This is a genomic window from Chryseolinea soli (assembly GCF_003589925.1).
GTDB classification, from domain to species: Bacteria; Bacteroidota; Bacteroidia; order Cytophagales; family Cyclobacteriaceae; genus Chryseolinea; species Chryseolinea soli.
In genome coordinates this window covers 1,130,980-1,154,689 of record NZ_CP032382.1, presented here as the reverse complement: position 1 = coordinate 1,154,689, position 23,710 = coordinate 1,130,980, and the positions used below count along the sequence as shown (strand labels likewise).

Sequence of the window (23,710 nt, the reverse complement as noted above, 5' to 3'; positions counted from 1 at the left end):
GAAGCGTTTGGCACGGATGTTTTACTTGTGAAAGTATCGCGCAAATTCAGAGTCGATCTGAAAGTATTTAACGCCCCACGATTTCAACGTCTCAACATCGGCGGCAATGGCTTCATCGGGATTTTTTGCATCGCGATAATGAAAGCGATTGATGGCGGCCACGACCATGATGCCTTTTCGATCGGCCCATGCTACATCTTCGGCGGTCATGCCCTCGGCGTCGCTGAAAAGATAATAATGACTGGGTTTGAAACCGGGTTTTTTCTGGTTGTCTTCAAGTTGCTGCCGGGTGCAGCTGAGCTTTATTTTGCCGGTGAAATATGGGGTGGACTCATCTGTGCCGATCATCAAGGCCTGTTCCAGCAAGTTGTATTTTTTGAGAAGGCGGATCACCTGGCTGAACATGACGGTATCATTTCCTGCGATCTTGTTGTCGATCATCACTTGCATCTTGCCGCGGCACGTGCGAAGAGCATCTTCAAACGTGATCAAACGACTACCGCTCCGGGTGTCCCTCAACTTGCTGATCTCATCCCAGGTCAACGCCGTCGCCGGTTTGTCGACGCCGAAGTGATCCTTGAACGTTCGGTCGTGATGCAGGATGAACACGCCATCTTTGGTCAGCCGCAGATCCATCTCGGCCATCCAGTAACCTTGCTTGATGGCGGTCTTGAGCGCCGGTAAGCTGTTTTCTGCACGCGTACTGTCGACCACGCCGCCGCGGTGTGCGATCAGTCGATACGTTTGTGTGTACGCCTCGGCACCAAAAAATACGCAGGCGATCAGCAGGAAGATCTTTTTCATCACGCAAGTGAGCAAATTCAAAGCTGCCGCACAACACCATTGGTGTAACGGCGTATTAATTTTTTTTCACAGAAACTTAACGACATAAACTACGGTCGCAAGTCAAGACGGTTGTGTCCGTGAGGGCACCAATCTTATTGCTTTGCCAGACAAAATTACCGGGATCGGCACAGGGTTAAGTCTGTCTAAATTCCTAATTTAAGTACGTGAATCGCTTCTGGAAATATAAGCTTGATCATGGGATCTTTTGGGTGATCACCATTGGGTTTCATATGTACACCCGGGACTACCTGATCGCGGAGGCAGGTTTTGATCAGTTTCTGCTGGAGATCATTATCCGCAATGGACTACTGGCACTATTGATCTATTTTAACTGGCTGGTGCTCATCCCAAAATATGCCCAACAAAAAAAAGATTGCAACCTATGTTTTTCTGCTGGGCGTGGCGATGGCAGGATACGTGTTGTTGAAAAATATACACGATGTCTATTTACAGGGTTATGTCCTGGGCGATATTGGCAAGCGGTCCATTTTATATGATACGTACTACAATTTCTCGATTGCCCTGTTCTACCTGGCGTTCCATGTCGCCCTGCAGTTGAGCAAAGAATGGTACTTTCAACGCGAGCTCATCCGGAAAATGGAAGTGGAAAAATTGACGTCCGAATTGGAATACCTGAAGGCTCAAATCAACCCGCATTTTGTCTTCAATTCCATCAACACCATTTATTTTCAAATCGACAAGCAAAATACTTCCGCCCGTGAAACGCTATCCGCGTTTTCAGATATGCTGCGCTATCAGTTGTACGAATGCAATGGAAAGGAAATAGCCATCGAGAAGGAGATCCTCTATTTAAAGAACTATGTCGACTTGCAGCGGATGCGGAAAAATGAAAACTATGCCATTGAGTTTCGGGTTGGCGAAGATGTGAAGGGCTTCACTGTTTCGCCGCTATTGTTCATTCCTTTTCTGGAGAATGCATTTAAGCATGTGTCGCATACGCCAAACAAAAACGAAATTCGGATCCGGATCGATAAGCTTGATAACCAGATTAAACTTTCGATTTTCAACACAAAGGAAAATAAAACGCTGGCGAATCATCCTGCAGGGATTGGATTAAAAAACGTGCAACGGCGACTGGACTTATTGTACAAGGATCGCCATAGCCTGGTCATCGACAACCGGGCGGATAGCTACGAAGTAACCCTTTCGCTGCGCATTGGTTGATGCCTTTGGCAAGACAATTTTAAACAACAATTCATGAAACTGAACTGTCTCATTATCGACGATGAACCCGTTGCCCGAAAAGGTCTCGAAGAGCATGTTCAGGCGATCGATTTTCTGCGTTGCGTGGCCTCGTGTGAAGATGCTTTGAAAGCGGCGCCCTACATAAACGAACAAAAGATAGATCTGATCTATTTGGATATTCACATGCCGAAAATTACCGGCATAGATTTTCTGAAGACACTCAGAAATCCTCCCATCACGATTTTCACGACGGCCTATTCGGACCATGCCGTTGAAGGTTATTCGCTGGATGTCATCGACTACTTGGTTAAGCCGATTACATTTGAACGGTTCCTGAGAGCTTCTCAAAAAGCCATGGAGTATTTTCAATTAAAGGCACGCGCAGAACAAAATAGTGCGCCAGGAGTTGACTACTATTTTGTTCGTTGTGACCGCAAATTTGAAAAGGTTTTTTTTCGTGACATATCCTATGTTGAAGGCATGCAGAACTATGTCATTATTCACACGGGCGAGCGAAAGTTAATTACGTATATCACCTTGGCAAGCCTGGAAGAGCAAATGCCGAAAGACCAATTTTTAAGAGTTCACAAATCTTTTTTGATCTCCTTGCCACACGTTAAGGCAATTGAAGGCGATGAAATTATCCTGGAAAATGCCCGGGTGCCCATTGGCCGGACCTTGCGTGAACAGGTCGTTCAGCGCATCATCGGTGATCACCTTTTCAAGCGATAGAGTTGCAAAAAAACATCAGCCCCGGCATCTTCGGGGCTGATGAAATGAATGCGATCACACTATCTTGATGCCGTAGTCGCTGTGCCGCTGAGAACCAAATAAGCGAATTGCTGTCCTTGCGGAAAATCGTCCGATGAATAGAACAGTTTCAGGGTGTTGCTCTTCTTTGGTTTTAAGGCCAGAATATCCTTTACGGTGCACGCCATGGGTTCCTGGGCGCCGGTTGATGATCCCGCGAATTCCCACACCTTCAGCACCTTGTTGTCGTTGTCTTTTAGCGTGATTTTTCGACCGGTCACCGTTCTTCCGCATTCGCTGTATTTCACGATGAGCTGGCTGGGATTTTCGGCCAGATCGAGGTTTATTTTCGCGGCATCCACTTTCTGATTGATATACTGATCAATCACCAACTTGCTATCCAGATAAACCTGGACATTGTGTGCTCCCGACGTAGCAGAAAAACCAAATAAGACAAAGCATAGGACGACACCCAACAGGGCGTCCACCCACGGAAAGAGAATGTTCTTTTTCATGTTGTTTAAGATTTTTGTTACGAATTCTTCTTAAAGGAACGACCAAAACAGGTCGGAGTGCGGGAAGTCTGACCATCTGCAGGGATTACTTGACGAATTACCCTTAAGCTGAAGATTTGAATACCCGGATCACCATCCACATCCGGCCATAACTGGCCGCATGAGGACAATCTTTCCGGCAAACATATCCCCAAATGATATCGTGAATCGATAAATAGCACATGGCATATCGGGGTTCATTTTTTGTCATTCTGGTCTTACAATCTTCGAACCTTTTGGCGCCTCCTCAAAGGTCTTCGGCTCCAATAATTTCAAATTCTTTCCATCAAGATCAATTTCGTAAAGTGGAATGCCTGTCCCTTTTCCTACGAAAATTATTTTTTGTCCGTTTGGATGGATGTCCGGAAAGTAGCCATGGGAGGATATTTTGTATTGGTTTTGTCCATTCGAATCAATAACATAGACATTTCCATTTGCCGAGAAAATAATCTTATCTGTTTCCTTCGACCAACTTGCGCTAAAGATGTTGGTGTACTTTTTCGTCAAGGTCGTCTTTTGCGTTGTTTCAATGTTAATTTTGGCAAGTGTGCCATCATAGAAATTTCGATTGTCGATGGTTTTAGTGTGCTCTCGTACCAGAATTTCCTTTTCATCGGGAGACCAGTCGTAGAAATCAAACTTGTTGGCGTCAATCGAAAGGACCACCCGTTTTGATTCAAATTCCATTACCTCTAAAAAAACGTTCTCTGGGTTTTCTTTGAAATAGGAAAGATAGTTCCCCTTTGGGGACCATTGCGGATGAAGGTATGAGTCTGTTGGATTGGGCACAACAATTTTGCGGGTGACACCGCCCTTCCAGTAGTAGATTTTGAAGGGACTGTCTTTTGCGCTGTGGTAAGTAATTACACTATCATTTGGCGAAATAGTCGGGTAAAAATCAGGCCAATCCGACTCAAAGGACAGTAGCTCACTAACGCCGGTTTTTAAAAAGTATCGGTATACTTTAACAGTACCCATACTGTCCTTAGCGGAATAGACAATGCTCTCTCCGCTATGTGACCATTCAAAATTGTTTCGTCCCTTTCGGACAATTTGCGTAGAGTCACCAATTTTTATGACGATGCCGGCGCTTGATAAGAATGCATACCCGTCGCCTTGTGGGCGCCATTTGGGAACTGGTCCGGAAAACACATCCGTGAATTCATCGAAACTCCCGGGTTCGCCGACTTGATATTGCGCGTATAAAAATTGGGATTGAAGAATTAGAATAATTGACGATAAAATTGTTCTCATGGTCTCTCGTAAAAACGTTCGGGCAACAAACCCCTCAAAATTAAAAGATTTGAAACGCCGAACACATTTTTTTGACCTGTCCTTCAACACCTTATCCACTTGCGCCCTTAATTTTTCCGGCAGCTTACCACTTTGGGCAAGGCTTTTGTGTCTAATCACAAAAAAATATATAGCTATGCGATCGACAATCTTTTTAATCCTTTTTTTCACCGCCGTTACCACCTTTGCCCAGGATGTTTTTAAGGGTGAACATTTTATCGAAGTGCCCGGCTCGGCCCAAATGGAAATTGAACCAAACGAGATCTTTCTTTTCATAAGACTCCGGGAATTCGAAGAAAACCGAAACAAAGTTTCACTGGAGAAACTCGACCAGGATTTTATCCAAGCCCTGAAGGCCGCCGGCGTTGACCGCAAGAACCTCACCCTGGCCGATGCCGGATCTCAACTGGGCAAGTTTGGCCGCAAGGACAAGGACGCGTTCCGTGAAAAATCCTACGAACTGAAACTGACCAGCGCCGCCGAGCTCGAAAAATTTCTGGAGAAGCTGGAGCCTGTCAAAGTAGAGCGACTTGACCTGACCCGCGTCAGCCACAGCGACCTGGAAAAATTCAAACTCGATTTAAAGATCAAGGCGCTCCAAGCCGCCCAGGCCAAAGCCCAGACCTTGCTCAAATCCATCGGCGCCGAAGCCGGCAAGCCCCTCATGGTTCGCGACTGGGACAACGACCCGGTTCAGCCTATGCCTGTGTATTCCAATGTGATGTACAAAGCCGCAGGAGAAATCGCCGTAAATGATGATGCGGGGCAGGATGCCACGGCCTTCCGGAAAATAAAACTGAAGGCCCAATTGGTAGCGCAGTTCGAAATAAAATAAAATACGGCCCTGAAATGGCTAAAAATGCAGGATTCTTCCTGCATTTTTTGTTTTTCCCTCGTTCGAATGTTCGAAGAATGCTTAATTTTACAACCCTCGGGGCGTAGCGCAGCCCGGTAGCGCGCCACGTTCGGGACGTGGAGGTCGTAGGTTCGAATCCTGTCGCCCCGACTCCGCCCGCCATAGCTTTAGCGACGGCGGGCTTTTTCATTTTATAGCTTTTTGCGTGCTAGTTGAAAGTCCATCAAAGGGCTACGTCGGGCAAGCCCGACATTCGTTGTTGGTTGGGTACAATTTTAGCCGTTAGTAGTGATGTGGTTTGTTTATATTCTTCGATGCTCGGATGGGTACTTGTATACAGGATGTACATCGGATCTTGATGAACGCTTGGGAAGACATAACTCGGGTTATGTTTCAGCAACCAAGCTGAGGCTACCGGTTATTCTTATTACCTATATCGCATTTATGGAGGAGCACAAGGCCTTTGCGTTTGAGAAGTATCTAAAGAGTGGTTCAGGGAGGGCATTTATTAACAGGCATTTTCTATAGCTGTTTTCACAGCATCAATTTTATGTGACCATCCACCGCACCACCTTGTTGAAAAAATTTTAACCGTTAGCAATATGTGGTCTATCCACATTCTTCGATGCTAGGTCGGAAATTTATTCACAGGATGAACCTCGGATCTTAACGACCGATTGAAAAGTCATAGTTCTGGTTATGTTCCTGAAACCAAACTGAAGTTACCCCGTTACTCTCGTTTACCTATGTCGCATTTTTGGTGGCGGCGTGCTTGCTTTTCAATGTCATATTCAAGTAGGCGGACCGTGATCAAGCTTATCGATGCTAGGTAAGACACTTAAACGGATATAAAAAAATTATGGAAACTGTAGCAAGCAAAGTAGGAGTAGAGGAGGAAAAGCACTTGATCCAGGTTACGCTTAACGATTATCTTCAAGGGCGTCCGGTTAAGGACATCGAGAGACTCCGGGGTGCCTTTCACCCCGATGCATACATCAGGACAGTAATAGAGGGGAAATTGGTTCAGTGGACACTGCCGCAATACCTAGACCTGGTTGCCCAGGCAACATTGCAGGAATGCAAGCCCGAACTTCTTTCATTTACCTGGGATGGCGACACCGGGTCAGCCCACGTGCAATTGACTTTTGCCACCTTTCGATTCATTGATCGGTTTAACCTGATAAAGTTAGATGGAAAATGGCTGATTATGGATAAGGTCTCCTATAGACAGGAACCACTGTGAGGAATAGAACTTTTGCATCGCTTCTATTCTTTGTTACGGACAAGTCTATCAAAATTTCGTAGCAACTCCGCCCGCCATAGCTTTAGCGATGGCGGGCTTTTTTATTTCATTACTTTTTTTGCGCGCTGATTGAAAATCTATAAGGGGTAAACCTTGCCCAAAATTTGTCGTTGTCATTTGTTTCTCGACACGGGTATCCTCAACGTAATATCAAATTCGTCGCCAACGGCAAAGCCAAACATATTTCCTTCTATAGCATAGTCGTGTCGATTGATTTTAAAATCTCCGACAAAAGTGCTTTTATCGCCCGTGTTATTAAAAGTAAATGGAATTTGAATTTGCTTTTTTACACCATGAAGCGTTAATGTGCCGGTAACAATAATTTTATCGGACGATTTGCTAAAGGATGAAGAAGTAAACCGGATAATGGGATATTTCGCAACGTCAAGCCAGCTCTCACCTCGTGCATGTTTGTTTTTGGTGTCGTTCCCCGTTTTAATAGTGTTTGCATCCACAGAGACATCCATGTTTGATGCAGCTAAATCGCTTGGGTCAAAAATAATGGTTCCCTTTAGCCCGGAGAATGTTCCCTCCGCTTTGGAACCGGAAAACTTGATTGAATAGTTCGGGTCTATATTCCAATGGCCTACAATAACCGTAAATGCAGTCAAGAGCGCTAAAATAGTCAGTATTAAAAAGGTTATGCGAAGGCGTTTCATTCAGCTTAGTATGCTTTTTGATTAGTTGATTTTGTAAGTGCATGCGCGTCAACGTGTGATGACACTTTATCGGCGTAATTTACGGAATTTTCAGGTTGTCCTAAGGAGTCGTTGCATTAGGTTGAACAAAAAGTACAATAACCCTGCCATTAACGTATGGGTATGCTAAAGAAAAAAGTGCTCCCGGAACCCAACACACTTTCAACCCAAATTTCGCCACCGTGTTGTTGAATCAGTTCCTGGCACAATGCCAATCCAAGTCCTGTGCCTTTTTCGTTCTCGGTTCCAGCCGTACTCGCATTTGCCGATCCGGAAAACAATGATTTCTGCTGCTCGGGCGACATGCCTATACCGGTGTCCTTCACGGAAATAATAACGCGTTGGGCCTCCTTATGCATCGCGATATAAATGGAGTCGTTGGGCTTGGAAAATTTGATAGCGTTTGTAACGAGGTTTCTAAGCACAATGTTGATGGCGTCCCTGTCGGCGATAACCCATGCGAATGCAGCAATTTGATTGACGATGGTTATTTTCTTGTTTTCCGCACGGAGGGCAACCAACTGTATACCCTCATCAACGAGTTGACTTACGTCAAAATTTATCGGAGTTAGCGCTAATCCACTCATCTGATCGCGTCCCCAGGTCAGCAGATTCTCAATCATCATCAGGGTAGCCGACACACTTTGTTCCATTTGCTGCACGGCCCTTGCTTTGTCGGCTTCATCTATGGCGTTAAGCTTGAGAAGTTGTAAAAAACCATGCAGGGTAGTCAGTGGACTTCTGAAATCATGACTGATCGTGGAGATGATCCTGTCTTTTACATTGTTGAGCCATTCAAGGTGTTTTTTTTGCGCCATGATGGTTCTTTTTTGATCCTGGATGAGCGCGTTCCTTTCCCTGACAATCCGGTTGTAATTTTTCCACCGGATATTGGAAAAAATAAGGAACCCCGCCAGCACCGCTAATGCAATGATGCCTACACCGTAAATTGTTTTAATCAACGACCCGCGTGCAATTTCCTTCTGTTGAAGCCGGTTGTCTTTTTCCAATAATTGAATTTGAAGTTCTTTGCGCTCCAGGTTGTATTGGTTTAAAAGGTTGTTGGCCTCGCGTTCTTTCTCAATATTAAAAATACTATTGCGCAGGGCGATTTCCTGATCCCTGTAGTGCAGTGCTTTCCTGAAGTTACCCAAGCCAAAGTAACCTTGATACAGAATGTGGTATGCCTTCATTGAAAGTTCCTGGTTTGTGATCAGCTCCAGGTTACTTAGACTTTGATGGGCAAGCACTATCGCCTCTTTGAATTTGCCCTCGTTCACCATCATCTCGGCCATCGAGTTCAGGCAATAGGAAACACCATGATGATCATGGATCAGCATTGAAATTCTCGCTGATTCCTGCAGGTACAACCGGGCGCTATCGCTGTGATTTGTTGCCCGGTAGATCTCACTCAAGTTGAAGAGCGCGATAGCGGAATTTGAAGAGTCACCCTGCGCGCGGCTGATGGCCAACGCGCGCGTGGCATACTTTCGGGCCAGGGCATATTCCCCAGTTTTCGTGTGAAGGTCGGATAAATTGATTAGCGGCTCGCGGGTTGCTGCTTCTCCGTACTTTTCCGCAATCCGTAATGCCTTGTTAAAATATTCAATGGCCTTCTTTAGATTGCCATGTTGGACGTAAGCAATCGCAATATTGCCGTACACATTTCCCGAGAGTCCCTCAAGATTCAACTCCTCACTTAATTTAAGCGCTTCAAGATAATATTTGATTGCCCCCGGATAGTTGCCCTGACCGGAGAGCCCGGCGCCCATGGAAAGACAGTTGAGCGCCTTTCCTTTTTTAAACCCAATGGAATCTGCGAGTTCGATTCCTTTCGTGGCCATCAACAGGACACTGTCGAGGTTCCCGCCCCAATGCGCCCTTGAAAGGGCGTAGTATAAATTGACCTTTGCGGTATCGGGTTTTGCCTCCTTTAATTCGCGCAACCACTTTGTTGTGTGACCTTTTTGTGCGTTTGCACCAGCTGATATCAGTAATATAAACAAGAAAGCTCTTCTCATGGCGGTCCCTTCATTCGCAATCACGATGTGTACTTAATCAAATAATAGCGAAAATGGTGACCGCAGGACCCAAGGGATCCGATCTACTATCCTGACCGGTAAGGTCAGTAGGCAAACGAGCATTAGCCTGGCATAAAAGGTTCATTGACTCAAAGACAAGATCAGAATTATGGCCTGGTTTGAGAGGGCTTCAAATTCCATGGATTGACAATGGGGAAGACTCAACCCATCCCGGGCGTGAAGCAGCCGTTTCTGTACCTCGAAAGCCCCTTCAATAACGAAGATAAATTTGTGTTGCGATGTTTGATGCGTAAGCACATCTTCCTGCCGGCCCTTGAACATACCCACCTGCACCGTAACCGGAATAGATGGATCTGCTTGGTTCATCACATCGACGAGTGCACCAGCAGCGGCTTCAATGTCGAAGTCAATAATTGCCGTATGCGGCTTCCGTTCTGCTTTGATCTCCCATATCAAATAACTGATCCATTCTGATTGATACGGGTTTTTAAACTCGATTTGCAGCCCTGGGGTGATCCCCGTTTGGAGCAACTGACCTGCGTCAATGACGGTTTCATTTTCCAGATCGTGGATGACCACTTTTCCAACCAGGGGTAATACAAAGAGTGCTCCCGACGTGGAACAGGTATGACGTGCCATTGCTCCGGGCTTTTGCGTGACCTCGCAAAACACATTCAGGCTTTCAAAGGAATATACATTGTCATCGGCTTTAAAGGGAAGTGTAAACAATGCCTGGTATGTTTCAGTTCGCTCAGCACTCCGTCTGTCGCCAAGGTAGATTCGTATTTCCGGAGACTGGTTCAACATAAAATTCAAAGCGTTACGGAGGAAGGATCTTAAAAAAACCAATCCCGACATTCGGTAGAAGGATAATGGAATGCGTTTCTATCTCCTCGCCGCTGATAAGTTTTTTGTGGCCTTCCTCCGGTGTAAATATAAGATGCTTGTCGATGGTATCAATCCACAGCAGCGGATCGCTATACAAATGGATAGCGATCTTGTGAAGCGCCTTGTTTTTGACATGCGATTGTACAATTTCAAACTTAAAGTTTTTGAAAGGCACGCACGTTTTCCCAAGCGTATTCAATACGTCAGGGAATTTGTTATGAAGTTGCTTCAAATGTCCCGCCGCTGCGGTACTAACGAGGTAACTCATGTTTTCTGCCCTGGGAATGTGAGTCAGCATCTCCTGGTATGTTTCATACCGTCCCTGCTGATCGAATTGTTGCGCTTGCATGAAAAATTCACGATGTGTATCTTCAAACACATGCTTGTCCCACGCCTGGGCAGACCCTGCATCAATAACCTTCGTATAGACCAGTTTTATGATTCCTCTCATCAGGCACTTACCACGATGGTATGGGTTAATGCATATCCCGCATCTACGCTGCCTACGACCGATGACATTTCACTGGTAACACCATCGCTAAATACGTTATCGCTTGCATTGTAGGTGTAACCGCTCATGCCCTTGGTATATCCCTGGGAAGAAGCCGCATTCACCAATACCACGGCGCTGCTGGATCCTTCCGGGAAGGCGATCTGTGTCACCAAAAGTGAAGTGCCATTGGCCTTGTAAACATGCACGTGAATGTGCGTGGCCCTGCTTTGATACCATCCGGGAAAGATGGAAACAAAACCTACCTGTCCGTTGCTGTCGGTAGCTTGTCTTCCGCGAAGAAAGTGAACCGCTGTGTAATCAACCGTTTGCATGGAGGTTCCGCCATACTCTGAATAGTATCCGTCTTTGTCGCAATGCCAGATGTCAACCAAAGCGTCTTCCAGGGGATTGCAGCCATTGTTTTTGTTTTGTATCGTGATGGTGATCGTAAAGGCAACACCCGTGCGGTCTCCAACAATATTCTGACGTACTAACGAGGAGGGATCTTTAGTAGGGAAGGGCCCCTCGGTCTCGGAATTGGTGGATGTACAGGTGGCTGATGTAACCGTAAAAGATGCTGACGATGTTACGGTCACGCCGTCTACGGTTACGGCGATCAGCCCGGACGTTGCGCCTGCGGGAACGACGACCGTCAGTTGAGTAGCCGTAGCGGCCGTCACAACAGCCGTTACCCCATTAATGGTTACGGTGTTGTTGGCCGGTGTTGTGCTGAAGTTGGTTCCGGTAATGACAATGGCTGTTCCCACGGCACCACTGCCGGTGAAACTCGAAATGGTAGGGGCGGTACTGCCTGCGGTTGTTACCGTAAAATCAGCGGAAGACGTGGCCATTAGTCCGCTGGTAGTAACGGTTATTTTACCTGTTCCGCTGGCACCCGTTGGAACAGTTACTGTCAATTGAGTCGTTGTAGCGGCCGTGACGGTTGCCACGGTGCCATTGATGGTTACGGTGTTGCCGGTTATACTGCTGCTAAAGTTGGTGCCGGTAATGACAATAGAAGAACCTACTGCAGCACTGGTAGGCGTAAATGAGGTAATGGTTGGTGACTCAGCTTCTTCCTCAACCGTAAAGTCATCCGTTGACGTTGCCGTTCCTCCATTCACGGTCACAGAAATTTTACCGGTAGAAGCGTTCGCCGGGACTACGACCGTTAGTTGCGTGACTGAAGCCGAGGTTACTGTGGCGACAACGCCATTGAACATAACGGTGTTATTCGCTGCTGTTGCACTGAAATTTGTACCGATGATCGTCACCGAGGTTCCTTCAACTCCACTGGTTGGCGTGAACCCGGCAAGGGTTGGACTGGACAAAACTGCATCATCGCTACACGAAGAGATCACCGGCACCATAATAGAAGCTGTACCCAATCGCTTTAAAAATTCGGTTCTTTTCATAGGGAGGTTAGTTAATAGAAGTTTAGATGTCGCTATATCGCACCTAAAACGATCAGGTAACAGCTGTCCTTACATATTCAACAAGAAATGAGATTAATGATGCAAATGTGTCGATTAACATTCATCGACAGTTGCAGTTGCTCTTGCGACACCACGTTAGGGGGACGTCTGGTATTATCGTATGCGTTTGAAAACCGATACAGGGATAGTTCCGTCGGGCCGGGCCGGCACCCGCCAGCTTAGTGTATCACCTTTGAGCGTGAAAGAACGGACTTGTAAAGTTTGATCCAAATTCGGGATGGACGCGCGGTCGATATAAAAGGAGATGGTACTTTTGACAGTGTCTAAGGCATAGGTGCCGAAGTGACAACTACTGCTTAAGACCGCCTCCTTGTACTCTTCCGGTGTAGCTTTGGTACGATCGTCTGATGCAAATTTCTTACGTTGATTCCGGAAGATCTCCACTACATAGTTGCCGGTTGGGGTAAAGATGGCAATGCCATGAGGATCCTGTCCATAGTCGATCGTCCGGGTGCCATCCGGCAAGATCTTGTCGGCAGCAATCAAACGCCAAGCACCGACAAGCTTGTTCGATTGGGCCAGAGCGGGTACGGTAGTCACTGCGATCGCGATGCAGAGGAGGCCATTTTGTATTATCCTTTTCATGAAACTGGTTTTTTAATGATTCGTTGCGTTGGCAACAAATCTGCAAATTCCGTTTCACCCGTGAAGTTTACATTCAACCAACAGGCACTTCGCCTCAACACATTCCGGGGATGTGCTCTTAAAAAGTTCGTTTGCGAACGAGCTGCATCAGGCTGTCCCGGAATTTTTCTCCGATCGGTATCCTTTTTTCGCCGATATGAATATGATTGTCTTGAATTTTGATCATATGGTGAATATTCACGATAAAGGATTGATGAACCCTCGTAAAGTGCATGGGCAACTGAGCTTCTATGTCTTTGAGACGCCTGTACGTAAGGATGTCGAAAGCGGCGGTCACTACGCGTACGTATTCCTTTTGGCTTTCGAAAAAAAGGATATCATTCAAAAAGATCTTTCGATGCTCTTTGCCCGATTTCACAAAAAAATACTCGTCGGCCGCTGTCCCATTTTCTTCTTTCGGGGTCGTCCGGTGTGCCTTGAAATGATCTTCTACTTTCTGCACGGTGGCCAGGAAGCGCTTCAGCGTGATGGGTTTAAGCAAATAGTCAATCGTATGATAAGAATAACTTTCGGCGGCATATTCGCTATGGGCAGTCGTAAACACAATTCCTTTCTCCGGCGATAACAATGCCGCCAGCTCGATGCCGTTGATCAGGGGCATGTTAATATCCATGAACACCAGGTCAACCTCGTCATTCTTTAAAAATGCGATCGCTTCAAGGCCGTTGTAGCATTTTGCAACCAGTTGCCAGCCGGTGGCCTGACCAATAAGAACTTCCAACAAGTCAACTGCTTTGGGTTCATCATCGACGATCATGCAGCGTAACATCATGTCAGTGGAAATTTTAAGTTGGCAATAAAATATTGGTTGTCTTCCGTTGTATGCAGGTCGAAATCCTTTCCATACAGGATCGTCAGTCGTTGGCGCAGGTTTTTTAACCCAAGCCCATGTTCCTGTCGTGGATCAGCGTGCTTGTTCAAGAAATTCTTAGTCTGAAAAATAAGCTGATGATCTTCTTCATACAGCGATAGGTGTATCGTATTGTTTCCTGAAATTTTATCGATGCCATGCTTAAAGATATTTTCCACGAAGGTCATCAACAGCATGGGCGGAATTTTTCGCTGATCGTCAAAGCTCCGGTGAAATATGATTTCGGGCTCCGGCTTTATTCGCATTTTTTCCAAAGCAATGTAATGATCCAGGAATTGGATCTCTGTTGCTAATTGAACATATTCCTTTGTGCTCTGATCTACAAAATAGCGCATGATATCGGAAAGCCTTTCGATGAGGAGGGCGGTTTTCGGGGCTTCCATATACGCCTCATAATAAATAGCGTTGAGCGTGTTGAAAAGAAAGTGTGGTTGCACCTGAGCCTTTAAGAGCCTCAACTCGAACTGGCTTCGTTGCCATGCGATCTTTTCCGACTGTTGCTTCAACGTAAAATAGGCCATCGCCAGCCGGAAGATAAAGCTGAGGATAAAGACCGTGGTCACCGAAAGCAAAAAAGTAACGTGGGTCCAGGTATCCACCCAGTGGGGTGCGGCGGCGAAAGCGGGATTGCGTATATACAAGGATACGTAGCCGCGGCCCAGCCCTGCTACGACCAGCAACGCGATAGAACCCAATAAGTATGGAATGAATTTTCTCTTTTGATAAAAACGCGGATACAGGAAGTAGATATTTCCATATACGATGAGGGCATAAAAACCACAACTGCTACAGGCCGAAAGCGCCGATCGTCCGGTGCCATCTGCCTGCAGCATTGAAAAAAAACTGATCATCAGGATAGAAGCCCACACCAGGTAGTGCAGCCACATCAATCGCAGTTTTTCGGAGAAAGGTCTAAAGGGCATCAGCGGCTAAGTTAGCTGATTTCCGCATCTCTTTTTCTTCCCTCAACACACCGGGTAAAATGCTCAACCAAAGCCTGGTATTCTTCAAAGCTGTTTCACAAATCCGGCAAGGACTTCGCGGAATGCGTGAGCTTCCTTACACTCCTCTCGTGAAATATCCGATCAGACTTGAATTATTGCAGGGATCAACCAGGTAAACCTGATAAGAACATCCGGGTGCAAGTATCGACAGCGGGATCTGTGCGGTTACTTCGTCGTCGAATGTCTTGCCCTTGTTCAGCAGCACGCCCTGGGAAGGTCCACCACAAGGCGCCACGGGCGAAAAACGGAGTTCGGTATAGTAGATATTCGTGCCTGTTATTTTCCAGATGGGATCCACCGGGTTCAAGCCTGATTCTGTAGAGGGGCAGTCTTCGCAGGAGGCCGATTGTTCCGGCAAATATTGAACGAAGAGATTCCTTGAAACCGACTTGCCGCCCACCGATAATTTGAACGGCATTTCCCGCGCGGCCCAACCATTCGGTTCCTCGCTGCAATTCATTTCACCATATTTTTCAGCAGACAAATAGAACGCCCACCCCGACTCCAGTCCGATTGTGCGGTATTTGGCAGCGGTCTGTGCGCCATTGACATAAAGTGTGATATCATTCCACAGTTCGGATTCGCGTGAGCGAAAACCCATCATGCCGCCCTCGATCATCACGGAATCGCCGATCCGGGTGACGGACGGATAATCAAACCATCCATAGTGATAATTAAAGTCGCCGATCCAAGGGAGTGCGTTGAATTTTAATCCCTCCTTCGTCGCCTTTTTGTCGTTAACGGCAACTTCGAGCGTTGCTTCCTCGGGGCCGCAGACCGGATCGCCATTAACGTTCTGCTTGAACGGGATCTTGATCTTCAGCTGCGTCGCCGTTGCGCTCACAATTTCAATAACGCCGCCGCTGGCAGAGGTGTAGTTCAGGTTACAAAAGGTGGCGGTAGGAAACACGCCCGTCAACTTGACAATATTGTCTTCTTTAACGGTGCTGAACCCCGTGCCGCTGATCACCATCTCATCGCCCCAAAACATGTGACCTCCTGACACGTCCGTGATGGTTACATCTCCTCCGGGAGGGGGTGGAGGGTTAGGGGTTGGATTGTTTTGGTCTTCTGAATCGCCTGAACAGGACATGGCCACGACCACAAATAATATGATGGCAGCATAGATCAATTTTTTAAAGCCTTCCATAACTATCGTGTTTAGGCGGGCAATGTAAAATGCTGTCACATTTTGCGGCTACCGGGATTGTACCGAAGATCGACGGGTTTGTAACATTTACAAGTTTTTACAGGGCTGCCCCCCGATTGTCAGGGAGGCGGATGGTGGGCGTGATGCAAATACTCCCGCCCGACGATGCATCAGATTTGATTTGCGGGTCGGAATATCATTTTTTGGTCTCTGCCAGAAATTCGCTCGGCGTGACACCGGCATACTCCCTGAAGATCTTTGAGAAATTTGAGAGGTTGTTGTACCCGACTTTTAGACAAACTTCGCTCACCTGCAATCCGGTATCGGTAAGCAATTGCTTGGCACGCTCAAGTCTGAAAATTCTTAAAAACTCGCCAGGGGATTGGTCGGTCAGGGCTTTAACCTTGCGATGCAACTGCATGCGGCTCATGCCGATTTCCAGACAGAGCTCCTCGACACTGAAATCGGGATGTTCGTATTTTTCTTCCACCAGCGCGTGGAGCCGCAATAGAAAGTCGGCATCCCGGGAAGGCAGGGCGATCTGTTTTGGCTGCAGGATCAATTCACGGCTAAAAAGCTGGCGCAGCTTTTTGCGTTGTTCGATCAGGTTATGGATCCGGGTCACAAGTTCACCGGTGTCGAAAGGTTTTATGAGGTAATCGTCGGCACCGGTTTCCAGGCCTTCCAGTTTACTGGACTGATCGGCCCGTGCTGTGAGCATGAGCACGGGAATATGGCTGGTGGCTTCTGTCGTCTTAAGCTTTTCGCATAGCGTGCGCCCATCCATGCCGGGCATCATCCAGTCGCTGATCACCAGGTCGGGAACAAGAGCCTGCGCGCGGTCATAAGCTTCAACACCATTTAAAACGGAGAGGGTCCGGTAGCGATCCTGCAAAAGTTCAACGACAAACTTTTGCATATCCGGATTGTCTTCTGCAATCAATACGAACGGCTTCGATTCATCGCCATGAATAGCGAGCACAGGAAGTGCCAGTTCGCCGGATGTAGCCGGTGGATCGTTCACGAGCAGCGGTTCTTTTACAGGGACTCCGGCGAAGGTTTCGCGTGTCACCGGGATAACGACCGTAAACACGCTGCCAATGCCTTCGCTGCTGGTTACTGAAAGTTTGCCCCGGTGGAACTCTGCCAATTCTTTGGCGAGCGACAGTCCCACGCCGCTGCCCTCGGATGAACGCGTCGCGGAATCGTCTACCTGGTAGAAGCGGTTAAAGATATTTTTTTGCTGATCCTGGGGGATGCCAATGCCGGAGTCCTTTACTTCGATGGTCAACAAGCCATTCATTACCTCTGCCCTGAAATTCACCAGACCGCCTTCGGGTGTAAACTTGAAGGCATTCGAGAGCAGGTTGTTGACAATTTTTTCAACCTTGTCGCGATCATAACAACCCGTGAAAACTTCGGGAATATGCTGAGTGTAAAAAATGCCCTTCCGTTCGGCAAGCGAAGAGAAACTGCTTCCGATATACCGGAGGGTTTGTGCCAGGTCGCTCACTTCCAAATGCAATTCCATGTTACCCGATTCAAGCCGCGACAAGTCCAACAACTGGTTGATCAGATGCTGCAGTCTCCGCGCATTGCGATGCATGAGTTTGAAGCTTTCCATTTCCGCGCCATGATCCCCGTTGGAGAGTTTCTTTTCCAGGGGACCGAGGATGAGGCTGAGGGGTGTTCTGAATTCGTGCGAAATGTTGGTGAAGAATTTCGACTTGACCAGGTCGAGCTCTTTCAGTTTTTCGTTTGCTTTCAATTTCACCTGGTAACGGCTGTACAGAATGATCGCCAACACCAGGAGCAGCACAAGGATCACCAGCAGATAGCTTTGCTGATTGGCTTTCAGCGCATTCTCGGCATTCAACAATTGTATCGCATCATCTTTCTTTTCGCTTTGGAACTTCGCTTCGATTTCTTTTGCTTCCTGCCGGTGTTGTTCGCGTTCCACGCTGTCGCGGATGTTGATATATGTCCTGTAATTGGACAGGCTCAGTTTGTAGTTTCCCTCGGCTTCGTAGATCTCGCTGCGCAGCGCATAGGAATCCATCCGGATGTTGACAAGATTTTTCTTTTCAGCCAGCACAATGGCCGTGTCGATGTAGGCTTCGGCGTGGCGGTAGTCCTTGGTCATCAGCAAAGCGTTTGCTGTATTGAGATGCGCAAAGGCGGTCATGAAGGTGTCGGAAAGGGATTTTCCTACGGACAACGAGTGTTTATAATGCAGGATGGCTTCGGGAAAGCTTCCCTTGTCATACTGAATATTTCCGATGCTTAATTCCGTCTCGCCGATTTCACGACGGGCTTGCAGCTCGGTGTACATATGAATGGCCTCATCGTAGGCTTTCAGGGCCTCATCAGGTTTTTTTTGATTTCGATAAATACGCCCCAAAAGACGGTAGGAGTAGGCGATCGAACTTTTGATGCCGGCCATCTTTGCCGTTTCCAGACTCTGTTTTGCATACTCCAAAGCCTTGTCGACATCGCCGATCAGGTTGTGGATGTTGCTGATGTTGGAGAGCGCCTGTGTTTGCCCCTTGAGATCTTTTTGCGCCTCGAACAACTTCAGTGACTGAAAGTACAAAGCGCTCGCTTCTTTGTACTGATTTTGTTCCCGCTTCACATTTCCCATGGCGTTGTAAAGCGCGGCTTCGACAGAGCCATTTGGATGTTGCTGAACAAGAGAAACGCCTTGCTGGAGAATTTGCATCGCCGAATCGAGTTCGGTGATGCGAAGCAATGAAATGCCTGCCTCCAGGTAGGTGTCGGCCAGCCAGGGGGACAAGGGGGGTGAGGCATTTACCGCTTCCTTAAAATAGGAACACGCCTTTGTATACTCGCTCCGGTTCCGGTAGATGGAACCGATGTTGGTGAGCGTAATGGAAATATGTTTGGGACTCTTTATTCTTTTGGCAATGTGCAAAGCCGAGTCTTCATACACCAGGGCACGATCCACATTTTCGGGGGTGGTTTTTCCGGCAAGCTGGTGATAAAGATGAATGGTCAAGGTGTCGGTCTTTGACCTTTGGAGGGCAGTCAAGAGACTGTCATAGGGTTGCGCCCATGCTTGATGTGACAACGCAACCAGCAGCAACCATAGCAGGCCTCGGCACATAGGGGTTGGGGGGTTAACTAAAAATAATACTAAAAGTAAAGAGTTGCAACGGTGGGCGCGCCGCGGGACAAATTAAGTACTGCCATGCAGACTATGCGATAATGTTTTTTTATAATTTTAGTTGACTAAGTCAACTAAAATAACATATCTTCGTTTCATGAATAATAACAAACCCATCGAAGAATTTCGCTCCTTTAACCGTTTCTATACTTCGGTGATTGGATTGCTGGACCGGCATATTCTGAACAGTAACTATACCCTGGCGGAAGGCCGGATCATGTATGAGTTATATCATGGTAAGGATCAAACCGCCAGTGACCTCATCCAGACGCTGTCCATCGACAAAGGATACCTGAGCAGGGTGCTGCGACAATTTGAAAAAAGAAAGTTCATAAGCCGCCAACGTTCTTCTCAGGATACGCGCGTGGTGTTCCTGAACCTTACGTCCGATGGGAAGAAGGAATTTCAACGGCTGGACAAAGCCTCCAACGACCAGGTGAAGTCGATCCTGAAAGAGATCCCGGAAAAAGATCTCACGCTGCTCCGGGTGAGCATGGCTGAAATTAAAAGAATACTAACACCAAAATAGATCCGCTATGAAAGGAAAAATCAACGTAGATGACGTATCGATTCGCACAACCCTTCAACCCGGCGACCTGGGCTATATCATCTACCGGCATGGTAAACTTTATGGTGATGAATATGGATACGGCGTGTCGTTTGAGTCCTATGTAGCCGGGGGGATGTATGAATTCCATAAGGCTTACGATCCCTCCAAAGACAGGGTATGGATTGCGGAACATGATCATCGCATCGTAGGATTTCTTTTGCTCATGCACCGCGAAAATAGGGTGGCGCAACTCCGTTACTTTTATCTGGAAGCCGAATACCGGGGAATCGGGCTTGGGAAAAAAATGATGTCGCTGTATATGGATTTCCTGCGGGCCTGTAACTACACGTCTTCTTATCTTTGGACTACCGATGAACTGCCCGCCGCGGCGTCTCTTTATAAGAGAGAAGGATTTAGATTAACGGAAGAAAAAGAATCCATGGCATTCGGTAAAAGGCTTAAAGAACAACGCTATGATCTTGTAGCGGTTTGATTGATTTTAATTTCTGCTGGCTATAAATAATGTACAGGGTAACATAACATTACGACTATGGTGGAGAGACATTGGAAGGGGATTGCGAATCGGGAAAAGGCGGGTCACTACATTCAGCATCTCAAAGAGGAAACGCTCCCCGGATTAAAAACGATCTCAGGATTTAAAGGGCTCTCCATTCTTAGCCAGGAAACAAAGGAAGGGACAGCATTTTTGATCATAACGCGATGGGAAAAACTAGCGTCCATCCGGCAGTTTGCCGGGGAGAATTACGAGGAGGCCGTCGTTCCCGATGCTGTCAAGGCCATGATGATCCGGTATGACCGTCAGGCGGAACATTATATCGTACAATGGGATGAGACATTTTAAGGAAGCGGATCAGTTCGGGCGTTTAAAACGTTTGATCTAGAATAGCTTCTTTATCCTGAAAGTGAGCATAAAAATAAAAAACGCCAGGACCGCCAGAAAGTGGACTCCAGAAATGACAACGTGCGTGACCCAAAGCCACCTTGCCGGCGTTCCGGTCAATGCATAGATCGAGCAACCTGCCACCGCTGTTTCAAAGGCTAGTGCAACGACCTCGCGAAGCTCAACAACATGTTGTTGAATCCGGATCTGTTTTTGCACCCAATACAACAGCAGGGACACACTTACGATTAAATTCAGATACACGATCGCGCCAAGGCCAGGAGAAACCAACGCGGTAATCAGGATGGCGGCGTGAATCAAAGCGACCAGGGCGACCGCAGCGCTAATCTGTTTGTCAGCAGTACTCATTCACCTCTGAACGCAGGAAGGCGATTATAGTTGTCCCCGCTGAAGATAACCTCCAAAGAGCGGTAAAGATTATTAAAAACCAAAACCAGGGCCGCGCCCGCCGAAGCTGCCTCAGCGAAAGCAGGCTAGTTCAAATGCCTGAACTCCTTTGGCGACTTCCCCAACTTAGACTTAAAGATCTTCGTGAAATGAGAAGGATGCTCAAACCCAAGTTCATAAGCAATCTCGCTGATCGATTTATCCGAACTCCACAACAGCGATTTGGCCTTCTCCACCAACTGCAAGTGAATATGCTCTTGCGTAGTTTTCCCCGTATACCTTTTTAATAGATCCGACAAATAGCTGGGCGACAGATTCAATTGAGATGCAAAAAACTTTACATCCGGCAAGCCCGCCTCGATGAGCGAATCCTGGGCGAAATAGTCCACCAACGATCGCTCGAACTGCTGCACGATGTCATTGCTCACTTTTGCGCGGGTGATAAATTGCCGATCGTAAAACCGGTCGCAGTAGTTGAGCAGGAGCTCGATGTTGTTTATAATGAGTCCCTGCGAATGTTTGTCGATGTTTTGGGAGTATTCCTTTTTAATTTTTTCGGCGCAATCCCGCAGCGTCGCCCTTTCCTCATCCGAAATGTGCAGCGCTTCGTTGACGTCGTAGTGAAAAAAGGAATACTGGTGGATCTTTCTTCCCAGGTCCGTTCGATACAACAAGTCGGCGTGAAAAAACAAACCCCAACCTTCATTATATGAAATATGACGCGTAGTAGAAATGGCTTGACCGGGCGCGGTAAACACGACGGTGCCCTCGTCGAAGTCATAGTGCGACTTCCCATATTTCATGGTGCCCTTCTGTTGCTTCAGATAGACCGCATAAAACCCAAGCCGGTAGGCGGTTTCTTCTTCACGAAAGTTGTCCCTGCTGATTTCTTTCAAATCAATGAACGACACAAGCGGGTGCTTCGGTCCGGCGCAACTGTATAGCTTGTGCAGATCAGAAATGGTTTCGATATCGACAAATGCGTTTGACATGATGCTCAGGATAAAGATATGAAAAATGTAAAGTCAACCGGGCGAAGCTGGGTCACGAGGCGCTGCATCGCCCAACCATTGCGGATGCGTCGCGGCATTATACCCGGATGATGCGGCCGTTGATCACCCCAAACAAAGCCCGCTCATAAGCCTTCGCCACTTTCCAGCCGTCCACCGGAATGAATCCTGGAAAATATGGGTGATAGGCCACAGACTCCGTGAGCACCGTGGGACTGATGCAATTGATGCGGATGCCGCGCGGCAACTCGTGTGCCGCCGCTTTTACAAAACCTTCTACACCTCCGTTCACCACCGTGCCCAGGGTGCCTCCCAGTATCGGCTCGTCGGTCAATACGCCGGACACCAACGCGAAGGAGCCTTTGTCGGCGATATAAGGAAGTGCCGCCCGCACGACATTGATCTGTCCCATCAATTTATTGCCCAGGGCGAAAGCATAGTTCTCGTCCGTCAATTGTTCGAGGGGTCCGGCCACCACATCGCCTGCTGCGTTGGCCACGGCATCGAATGGGCCGATTGCTTTAAACAAGATGTCCAGGCTTTGTTTGTGTTGAATGTCTGCCCGGTAGTCACCGGCGGAACGAGAGACACGAACGACTTCATGACCACCTTCCACCAGTGCATTTGTCAGGGCTTTGCCGAGGGTGCCGCTTGCGCCGATAACCACTACTTTGTGTTTCATACTGCTCTGTGTTTTGGGTTAGAAGGTGGGAATCACAGGTACATGCCACCGGAAACTTCAATGCGCTGTCCGTTGACCCACTTGGCATCGTCTGAACATAAAAACGCGACCACACTGCCAATGTCATCGGCTTGTCCGATCCGCGGAAGCGCGGTAATGGATTTTATAAACTCCTGCACCTGCGGTGTTTCTCTCAGGCGTCCGCCGTTAAAGTCTGTGGCGATCGCACCCGGTGCCACGATGTTGGCGCGAATGAAGCGCGAGCCCAATTCTTTGGCCATATACTTGGTGAGCGTTTCAACGGCCGACTTCATGCTGGCGTAGGCGCCGCTGCCCGGGTGCGTGAAACGCGTCAGCCCACTGGAGAGGTTCACGATTGCACCTCCATCGTTCAGGTAGGGCAGGGCTTTTTGGGTGAGAAAGAACACGCCCTTTAAATGCACATTCATGAGTTCATCAAATTGTTCCTCCGTGGTCGCGGCCAACGATGGTACCGAGATGCCATGCCCTGCGTTGTTGATCAAAAAATCAAAACGCTCTGCGCCAAATGTGTTTTTCAAAGTGGTTTGTAAGGCTGCAAAAAAAGGCCCGAAGCCTGACACGTTTCCGGCGCTCAGTTGCAACGCCGCGGCGCGCTGGCCGATCTGTTCGATCGCGGCTACTACCTGGAGCGCCTCTTCCTTTTTGGAGTTGTACGTAACGATCACGTCATTGCCCTTCCGGGCAAGGCTCAGGGCCATGTCTTTTCCTAATCCGCGGCTTCCGCCGGTTACTAAAGCGATTTTTTTTGTTGTTGTGTTCATTTTGCATTCGTTAATATGACATTACAAAGTTGATCACAAAGACGACAACGGATTTATACGATTTCGGAGATTCCTTA

Annotated in this window: 25 protein-coding genes and 1 tRNA gene; 9 read left to right on the top strand and 17 right to left on the bottom strand. The window is 47.6% G+C overall.

Features of this window, described 5'->3' with window-relative positions:
* Positions 1-21 precede the first annotated feature (21 nt).
* Positions 22-804: a glycerophosphodiester phosphodiesterase gene (locus D4L85_RS04825; protein WP_119753250.1), complete on the bottom strand. Its 783-nt coding sequence runs from the start codon at positions 802-804 to the stop codon at positions 22-24.
* Between the two features lie 396 nt (positions 805-1,200).
* Here D4L85_RS04825 and D4L85_RS04820 point away from each other — a divergent pair, with 396 nt between their 5' ends.
* Together D4L85_RS04820 and D4L85_RS04815 are read left to right on the top strand one after the other, a co-directional pair.
* Positions 1,201-2,031 (top strand): sensor histidine kinase, encoded by an 831-nt coding sequence (locus D4L85_RS04820; protein WP_119753249.1) that lies wholly within the window; start codon positions 1,201-1,203, stop codon positions 2,029-2,031.
* Between the two features lie 33 nt (positions 2,032-2,064).
* Positions 2,065-2,784 carry a LytR/AlgR family response regulator transcription factor gene (locus D4L85_RS04815; RefSeq protein WP_119753248.1) on the top strand — a complete coding sequence of 240 codons (720 nt, stop codon included), beginning with the start codon at positions 2,065-2,067 and terminating at the stop codon, positions 2,782-2,784.
* A 59-nt stretch (positions 2,785-2,843) separates the two neighbouring features.
* Here D4L85_RS04815 and D4L85_RS04810 read toward each other — a convergent pair whose 3' ends face one another.
* Entirely contained in the window at positions 2,844-3,317 is a 474-nt protein-coding gene (locus D4L85_RS04810) for a hypothetical protein (protein WP_119753247.1), read from the bottom strand.
* Between the two features lie 246 nt (positions 3,318-3,563).
* A complete protein-coding gene (locus tag D4L85_RS04805) occupies positions 3,564-4,769 on the bottom strand; it encodes a TolB family protein (RefSeq protein WP_160143543.1) in 1,206 nt (401 codons plus the stop codon).
* 16 nt (positions 4,770-4,785) lie between these two features.
* On the opposite strand from D4L85_RS04805, the gene D4L85_RS04800 reads away from it, so the two are divergent.
* The 4 genes from D4L85_RS04800 (at position 4,786) to D4L85_RS04785 (ending at position 6,748) form a co-directional block, all read left to right on the top strand.
* Positions 4,786-5,484 carry an SIMPL domain-containing protein gene (locus D4L85_RS04800; RefSeq protein WP_160143542.1) on the top strand — a complete coding sequence of 233 codons (699 nt, stop codon included), beginning with the start codon at positions 4,786-4,788 and terminating at the stop codon, positions 5,482-5,484.
* A gap of 97 nt (positions 5,485-5,581) precedes the next feature.
* A tRNA-Pro gene (locus D4L85_RS04795) sits at positions 5,582-5,655 on the top strand.
* 141 nt (positions 5,656-5,796) lie between these two features.
* Complete coding sequence (locus D4L85_RS35085; RefSeq protein WP_119753244.1) at positions 5,797-6,033, top strand: GIY-YIG nuclease family protein; 237 nt, start codon at positions 5,797-5,799, stop codon at positions 6,031-6,033.
* Between the two features lie 331 nt (positions 6,034-6,364).
* Positions 6,365-6,748, top strand: coding sequence for a nuclear transport factor 2 family protein (locus D4L85_RS04785; protein ID WP_119753243.1), 384 nt, complete (start codon positions 6,365-6,367; stop codon positions 6,746-6,748).
* A gap of 173 nt (positions 6,749-6,921) precedes the next feature.
* Here D4L85_RS04785 and D4L85_RS04780 read toward each other — a convergent pair whose 3' ends face one another.
* The 10 genes from D4L85_RS04780 to D4L85_RS04735 form a co-directional block, all read right to left on the bottom strand.
* A complete protein-coding gene (locus D4L85_RS04780) occupies positions 6,922-7,467 on the bottom strand; it encodes a YceI family protein (protein ID WP_119753242.1) in 546 nt (181 codons plus the stop codon).
* 149 nt (positions 7,468-7,616) lie between these two features.
* A complete protein-coding gene (locus tag D4L85_RS04775) occupies positions 7,617-9,452 on the bottom strand; it encodes a tetratricopeptide repeat-containing sensor histidine kinase (RefSeq protein WP_160143541.1) in 1,836 nt (611 codons plus the stop codon).
* Positions 9,453-9,668: 216 nt separating this feature from the next.
* Positions 9,669-10,355 carry a pirin family protein gene (locus D4L85_RS04770; RefSeq protein WP_119753240.1) on the bottom strand — a complete coding sequence of 229 codons (687 nt, stop codon included), beginning with the start codon at positions 10,353-10,355 and terminating at the stop codon, positions 9,669-9,671.
* Positions 10,356-10,368: 13 nt separating this feature from the next.
* Complete coding sequence (locus D4L85_RS04765) at positions 10,369-10,887, bottom strand: hypothetical protein (protein ID WP_119753239.1); 519 nt, start codon at positions 10,885-10,887, stop codon at positions 10,369-10,371.
* Positions 10,887-12,344, bottom strand: coding sequence for an IPT/TIG domain-containing protein (locus tag D4L85_RS35045; RefSeq protein ID WP_119753238.1), 1,458 nt, complete (start codon positions 12,342-12,344; stop codon positions 10,887-10,889). The genes D4L85_RS04765 and D4L85_RS35045 overlap by 1 nt, the downstream gene beginning before the upstream one ends.
* Before the next feature lie 174 nt (positions 12,345-12,518).
* Complete coding sequence (locus D4L85_RS04755) at positions 12,519-13,010, bottom strand: lipocalin-like domain-containing protein (RefSeq protein WP_119753237.1); 492 nt, start codon at positions 13,008-13,010, stop codon at positions 12,519-12,521.
* A gap of 118 nt (positions 13,011-13,128) precedes the next feature.
* On the bottom strand, positions 13,129-13,842 hold the full coding sequence (locus tag D4L85_RS04750) for a LytR/AlgR family response regulator transcription factor (RefSeq protein ID WP_119753236.1): 714 nt from the start codon (positions 13,840-13,842) through the stop codon (positions 13,129-13,131).
* Positions 13,839-14,864, bottom strand: a complete 1,026-nt coding sequence (locus tag D4L85_RS04745) for a sensor histidine kinase (protein WP_119753235.1) — start codon at positions 14,862-14,864, stop codon at positions 13,839-13,841. Before D4L85_RS04745 ends, D4L85_RS04750 begins: the two co-directional genes overlap by 4 nt.
* Positions 14,865-15,000: 136 nt before the next feature.
* Positions 15,001-16,095, bottom strand: a complete 1,095-nt coding sequence (locus D4L85_RS04740) for a hypothetical protein (protein ID WP_119753234.1) — start codon at positions 16,093-16,095, stop codon at positions 15,001-15,003.
* A gap of 196 nt (positions 16,096-16,291) precedes the next feature.
* Positions 16,292-19,111, bottom strand: a complete 2,820-nt coding sequence (locus D4L85_RS04735; RefSeq protein WP_160143540.1) for a tetratricopeptide repeat protein — start codon at positions 19,109-19,111, stop codon at positions 16,292-16,294.
* Between the two features lie 265 nt (positions 19,112-19,376).
* Between D4L85_RS04735 and D4L85_RS04730 the strand changes: the two genes are divergently transcribed.
* Genes D4L85_RS04730 through D4L85_RS04720 form a run of 3 tightly spaced genes read left to right on the top strand, consistent with a single transcriptional unit; the run spans position 19,377 to position 20,691 of the window.
* Complete coding sequence (locus D4L85_RS04730) at positions 19,377-19,808, top strand: MarR family winged helix-turn-helix transcriptional regulator (protein WP_119753232.1); 432 nt, start codon at positions 19,377-19,379, stop codon at positions 19,806-19,808.
* A gap of 7 nt (positions 19,809-19,815) precedes the next feature.
* Complete coding sequence (locus tag D4L85_RS04725; protein WP_119753231.1) at positions 19,816-20,322, top strand: GNAT family N-acetyltransferase; 507 nt, start codon at positions 19,816-19,818, stop codon at positions 20,320-20,322.
* A gap of 57 nt (positions 20,323-20,379) precedes the next feature.
* Positions 20,380-20,691, top strand: a complete 312-nt coding sequence (locus D4L85_RS04720) for a hypothetical protein (RefSeq protein ID WP_119753230.1) — start codon at positions 20,380-20,382, stop codon at positions 20,689-20,691.
* Between the two features lie 36 nt (positions 20,692-20,727).
* Here D4L85_RS04720 and D4L85_RS04715 read toward each other — a convergent pair whose 3' ends face one another.
* The 4 genes from D4L85_RS04715 to D4L85_RS04700 all read right to left on the bottom strand — a co-directional run bounded on the left by D4L85_RS04715 (position 20,728) and on the right by D4L85_RS04700 (position 23,633).
* On the bottom strand, positions 20,728-21,099 hold the full coding sequence (locus D4L85_RS04715) for a hypothetical protein (protein ID WP_119753229.1): 372 nt from the start codon (positions 21,097-21,099) through the stop codon (positions 20,728-20,730).
* A gap of 125 nt (positions 21,100-21,224) precedes the next feature.
* A complete protein-coding gene (locus tag D4L85_RS04710; protein WP_119753228.1) occupies positions 21,225-22,130 on the bottom strand; it encodes a helix-turn-helix domain-containing protein in 906 nt (301 codons plus the stop codon).
* 97 nt (positions 22,131-22,227) lie between these two features.
* The gene (locus D4L85_RS04705; protein ID WP_119753227.1) at positions 22,228-22,830 is read right to left on the bottom strand and encodes a short chain dehydrogenase; all 603 of its coding nucleotides are present in this window, start codon (positions 22,828-22,830) and stop codon (positions 22,228-22,230) included.
* A gap of 32 nt (positions 22,831-22,862) precedes the next feature.
* Complete coding sequence (locus tag D4L85_RS04700; protein ID WP_119753226.1) at positions 22,863-23,633, bottom strand: SDR family NAD(P)-dependent oxidoreductase; 771 nt, start codon at positions 23,631-23,633, stop codon at positions 22,863-22,865.
* Between the last annotated feature and the right edge of the window lie 77 nt (positions 23,634-23,710).

What these genes read in the sequence shown, in the direction of transcription:
- D4L85_RS04765 (WP_119753239.1), bottom strand. Translation starts at nt 10,887, where the DNA reads ATGAGAGGAATCATAAAACTGGTCTATACGAAGGTTATTGATGCAGGG.
- D4L85_RS04755 (WP_119753237.1), bottom strand. Translation starts at nt 13,010, where the DNA reads ATGAAAAGGATAATACAAAATGGCCTCCTCTGCATCGCGATCGCAGTG.
- D4L85_RS04810 (WP_119753247.1), bottom strand. Translation starts at nt 3,317, where the DNA reads ATGAAAAAGAACATTCTCTTTCCGTGGGTGGACGCCCTGTTGGGTGTC.
- D4L85_RS35085 (WP_119753244.1), top strand. Translation starts at nt 5,797, where the DNA reads ATGTGGTTTGTTTATATTCTTCGATGCTCGGATGGGTACTTGTATACA.
- D4L85_RS04740 (WP_119753234.1), bottom strand. Translation starts at nt 16,095, where the DNA reads ATGGAAGGCTTTAAAAAATTGATCTATGCTGCCATCATATTATTTGTG.
- D4L85_RS04780 (WP_119753242.1), bottom strand. Translation starts at nt 7,467, where the DNA reads ATGAAACGCCTTCGCATAACCTTTTTAATACTGACTATTTTAGCGCTC.
- D4L85_RS04800 (WP_160143542.1), top strand. Translation starts at nt 4,786, where the DNA reads ATGCGATCGACAATCTTTTTAATCCTTTTTTTCACCGCCGTTACCACC.
- D4L85_RS04745 (WP_119753235.1), bottom strand. Translation starts at nt 14,864, where the DNA reads ATGCCCTTTAGACCTTTCTCCGAAAAACTGCGATTGATGTGGCTGCAC.
- D4L85_RS04720 (WP_119753230.1), top strand. Translation starts at nt 20,380, where the DNA reads ATGGTGGAGAGACATTGGAAGGGGATTGCGAATCGGGAAAAGGCGGGT.
- D4L85_RS04710 (WP_119753228.1), bottom strand. Translation starts at nt 22,130, where the DNA reads ATGTCAAACGCATTTGTCGATATCGAAACCATTTCTGATCTGCACAAG.
- D4L85_RS04700 (WP_119753226.1), bottom strand. Translation starts at nt 23,633, where the DNA reads ATGAACACAACAACAAAAAAAATCGCTTTAGTAACCGGCGGAAGCCGC.
- D4L85_RS04705 (WP_119753227.1), bottom strand. Translation starts at nt 22,830, where the DNA reads ATGAAACACAAAGTAGTGGTTATCGGCGCAAGCGGCACCCTCGGCAAA.
- D4L85_RS04730 (WP_119753232.1), top strand. Translation starts at nt 19,377, where the DNA reads ATGAATAATAACAAACCCATCGAAGAATTTCGCTCCTTTAACCGTTTC.
- D4L85_RS04770 (WP_119753240.1), bottom strand. Translation starts at nt 10,355, where the DNA reads ATGTTGAACCAGTCTCCGGAAATACGAATCTACCTTGGCGACAGACGG.
- D4L85_RS04750 (WP_119753236.1), bottom strand. Translation starts at nt 13,842, where the DNA reads ATGATGTTACGCTGCATGATCGTCGATGATGAACCCAAAGCAGTTGAC.
- D4L85_RS04725 (WP_119753231.1), top strand. Translation starts at nt 19,816, where the DNA reads ATGAAAGGAAAAATCAACGTAGATGACGTATCGATTCGCACAACCCTT.
- D4L85_RS04785 (WP_119753243.1), top strand. Translation starts at nt 6,365, where the DNA reads ATGGAAACTGTAGCAAGCAAAGTAGGAGTAGAGGAGGAAAAGCACTTG.
- D4L85_RS35045 (WP_119753238.1), bottom strand. Translation starts at nt 12,344, where the DNA reads ATGAAAAGAACCGAATTTTTAAAGCGATTGGGTACAGCTTCTATTATG.
- D4L85_RS04715 (WP_119753229.1), bottom strand. Translation starts at nt 21,099, where the DNA reads ATGAGTACTGCTGACAAACAGATTAGCGCTGCGGTCGCCCTGGTCGCT.
- D4L85_RS04815 (WP_119753248.1), top strand. Translation starts at nt 2,065, where the DNA reads ATGAAACTGAACTGTCTCATTATCGACGATGAACCCGTTGCCCGAAAA.
- D4L85_RS04820 (WP_119753249.1), top strand. Translation starts at nt 1,201, where the DNA reads ATGCCCAACAAAAAAAAGATTGCAACCTATGTTTTTCTGCTGGGCGTG.
- D4L85_RS04825 (WP_119753250.1), bottom strand. Translation starts at nt 804, where the DNA reads ATGAAAAAGATCTTCCTGCTGATCGCCTGCGTATTTTTTGGTGCCGAG.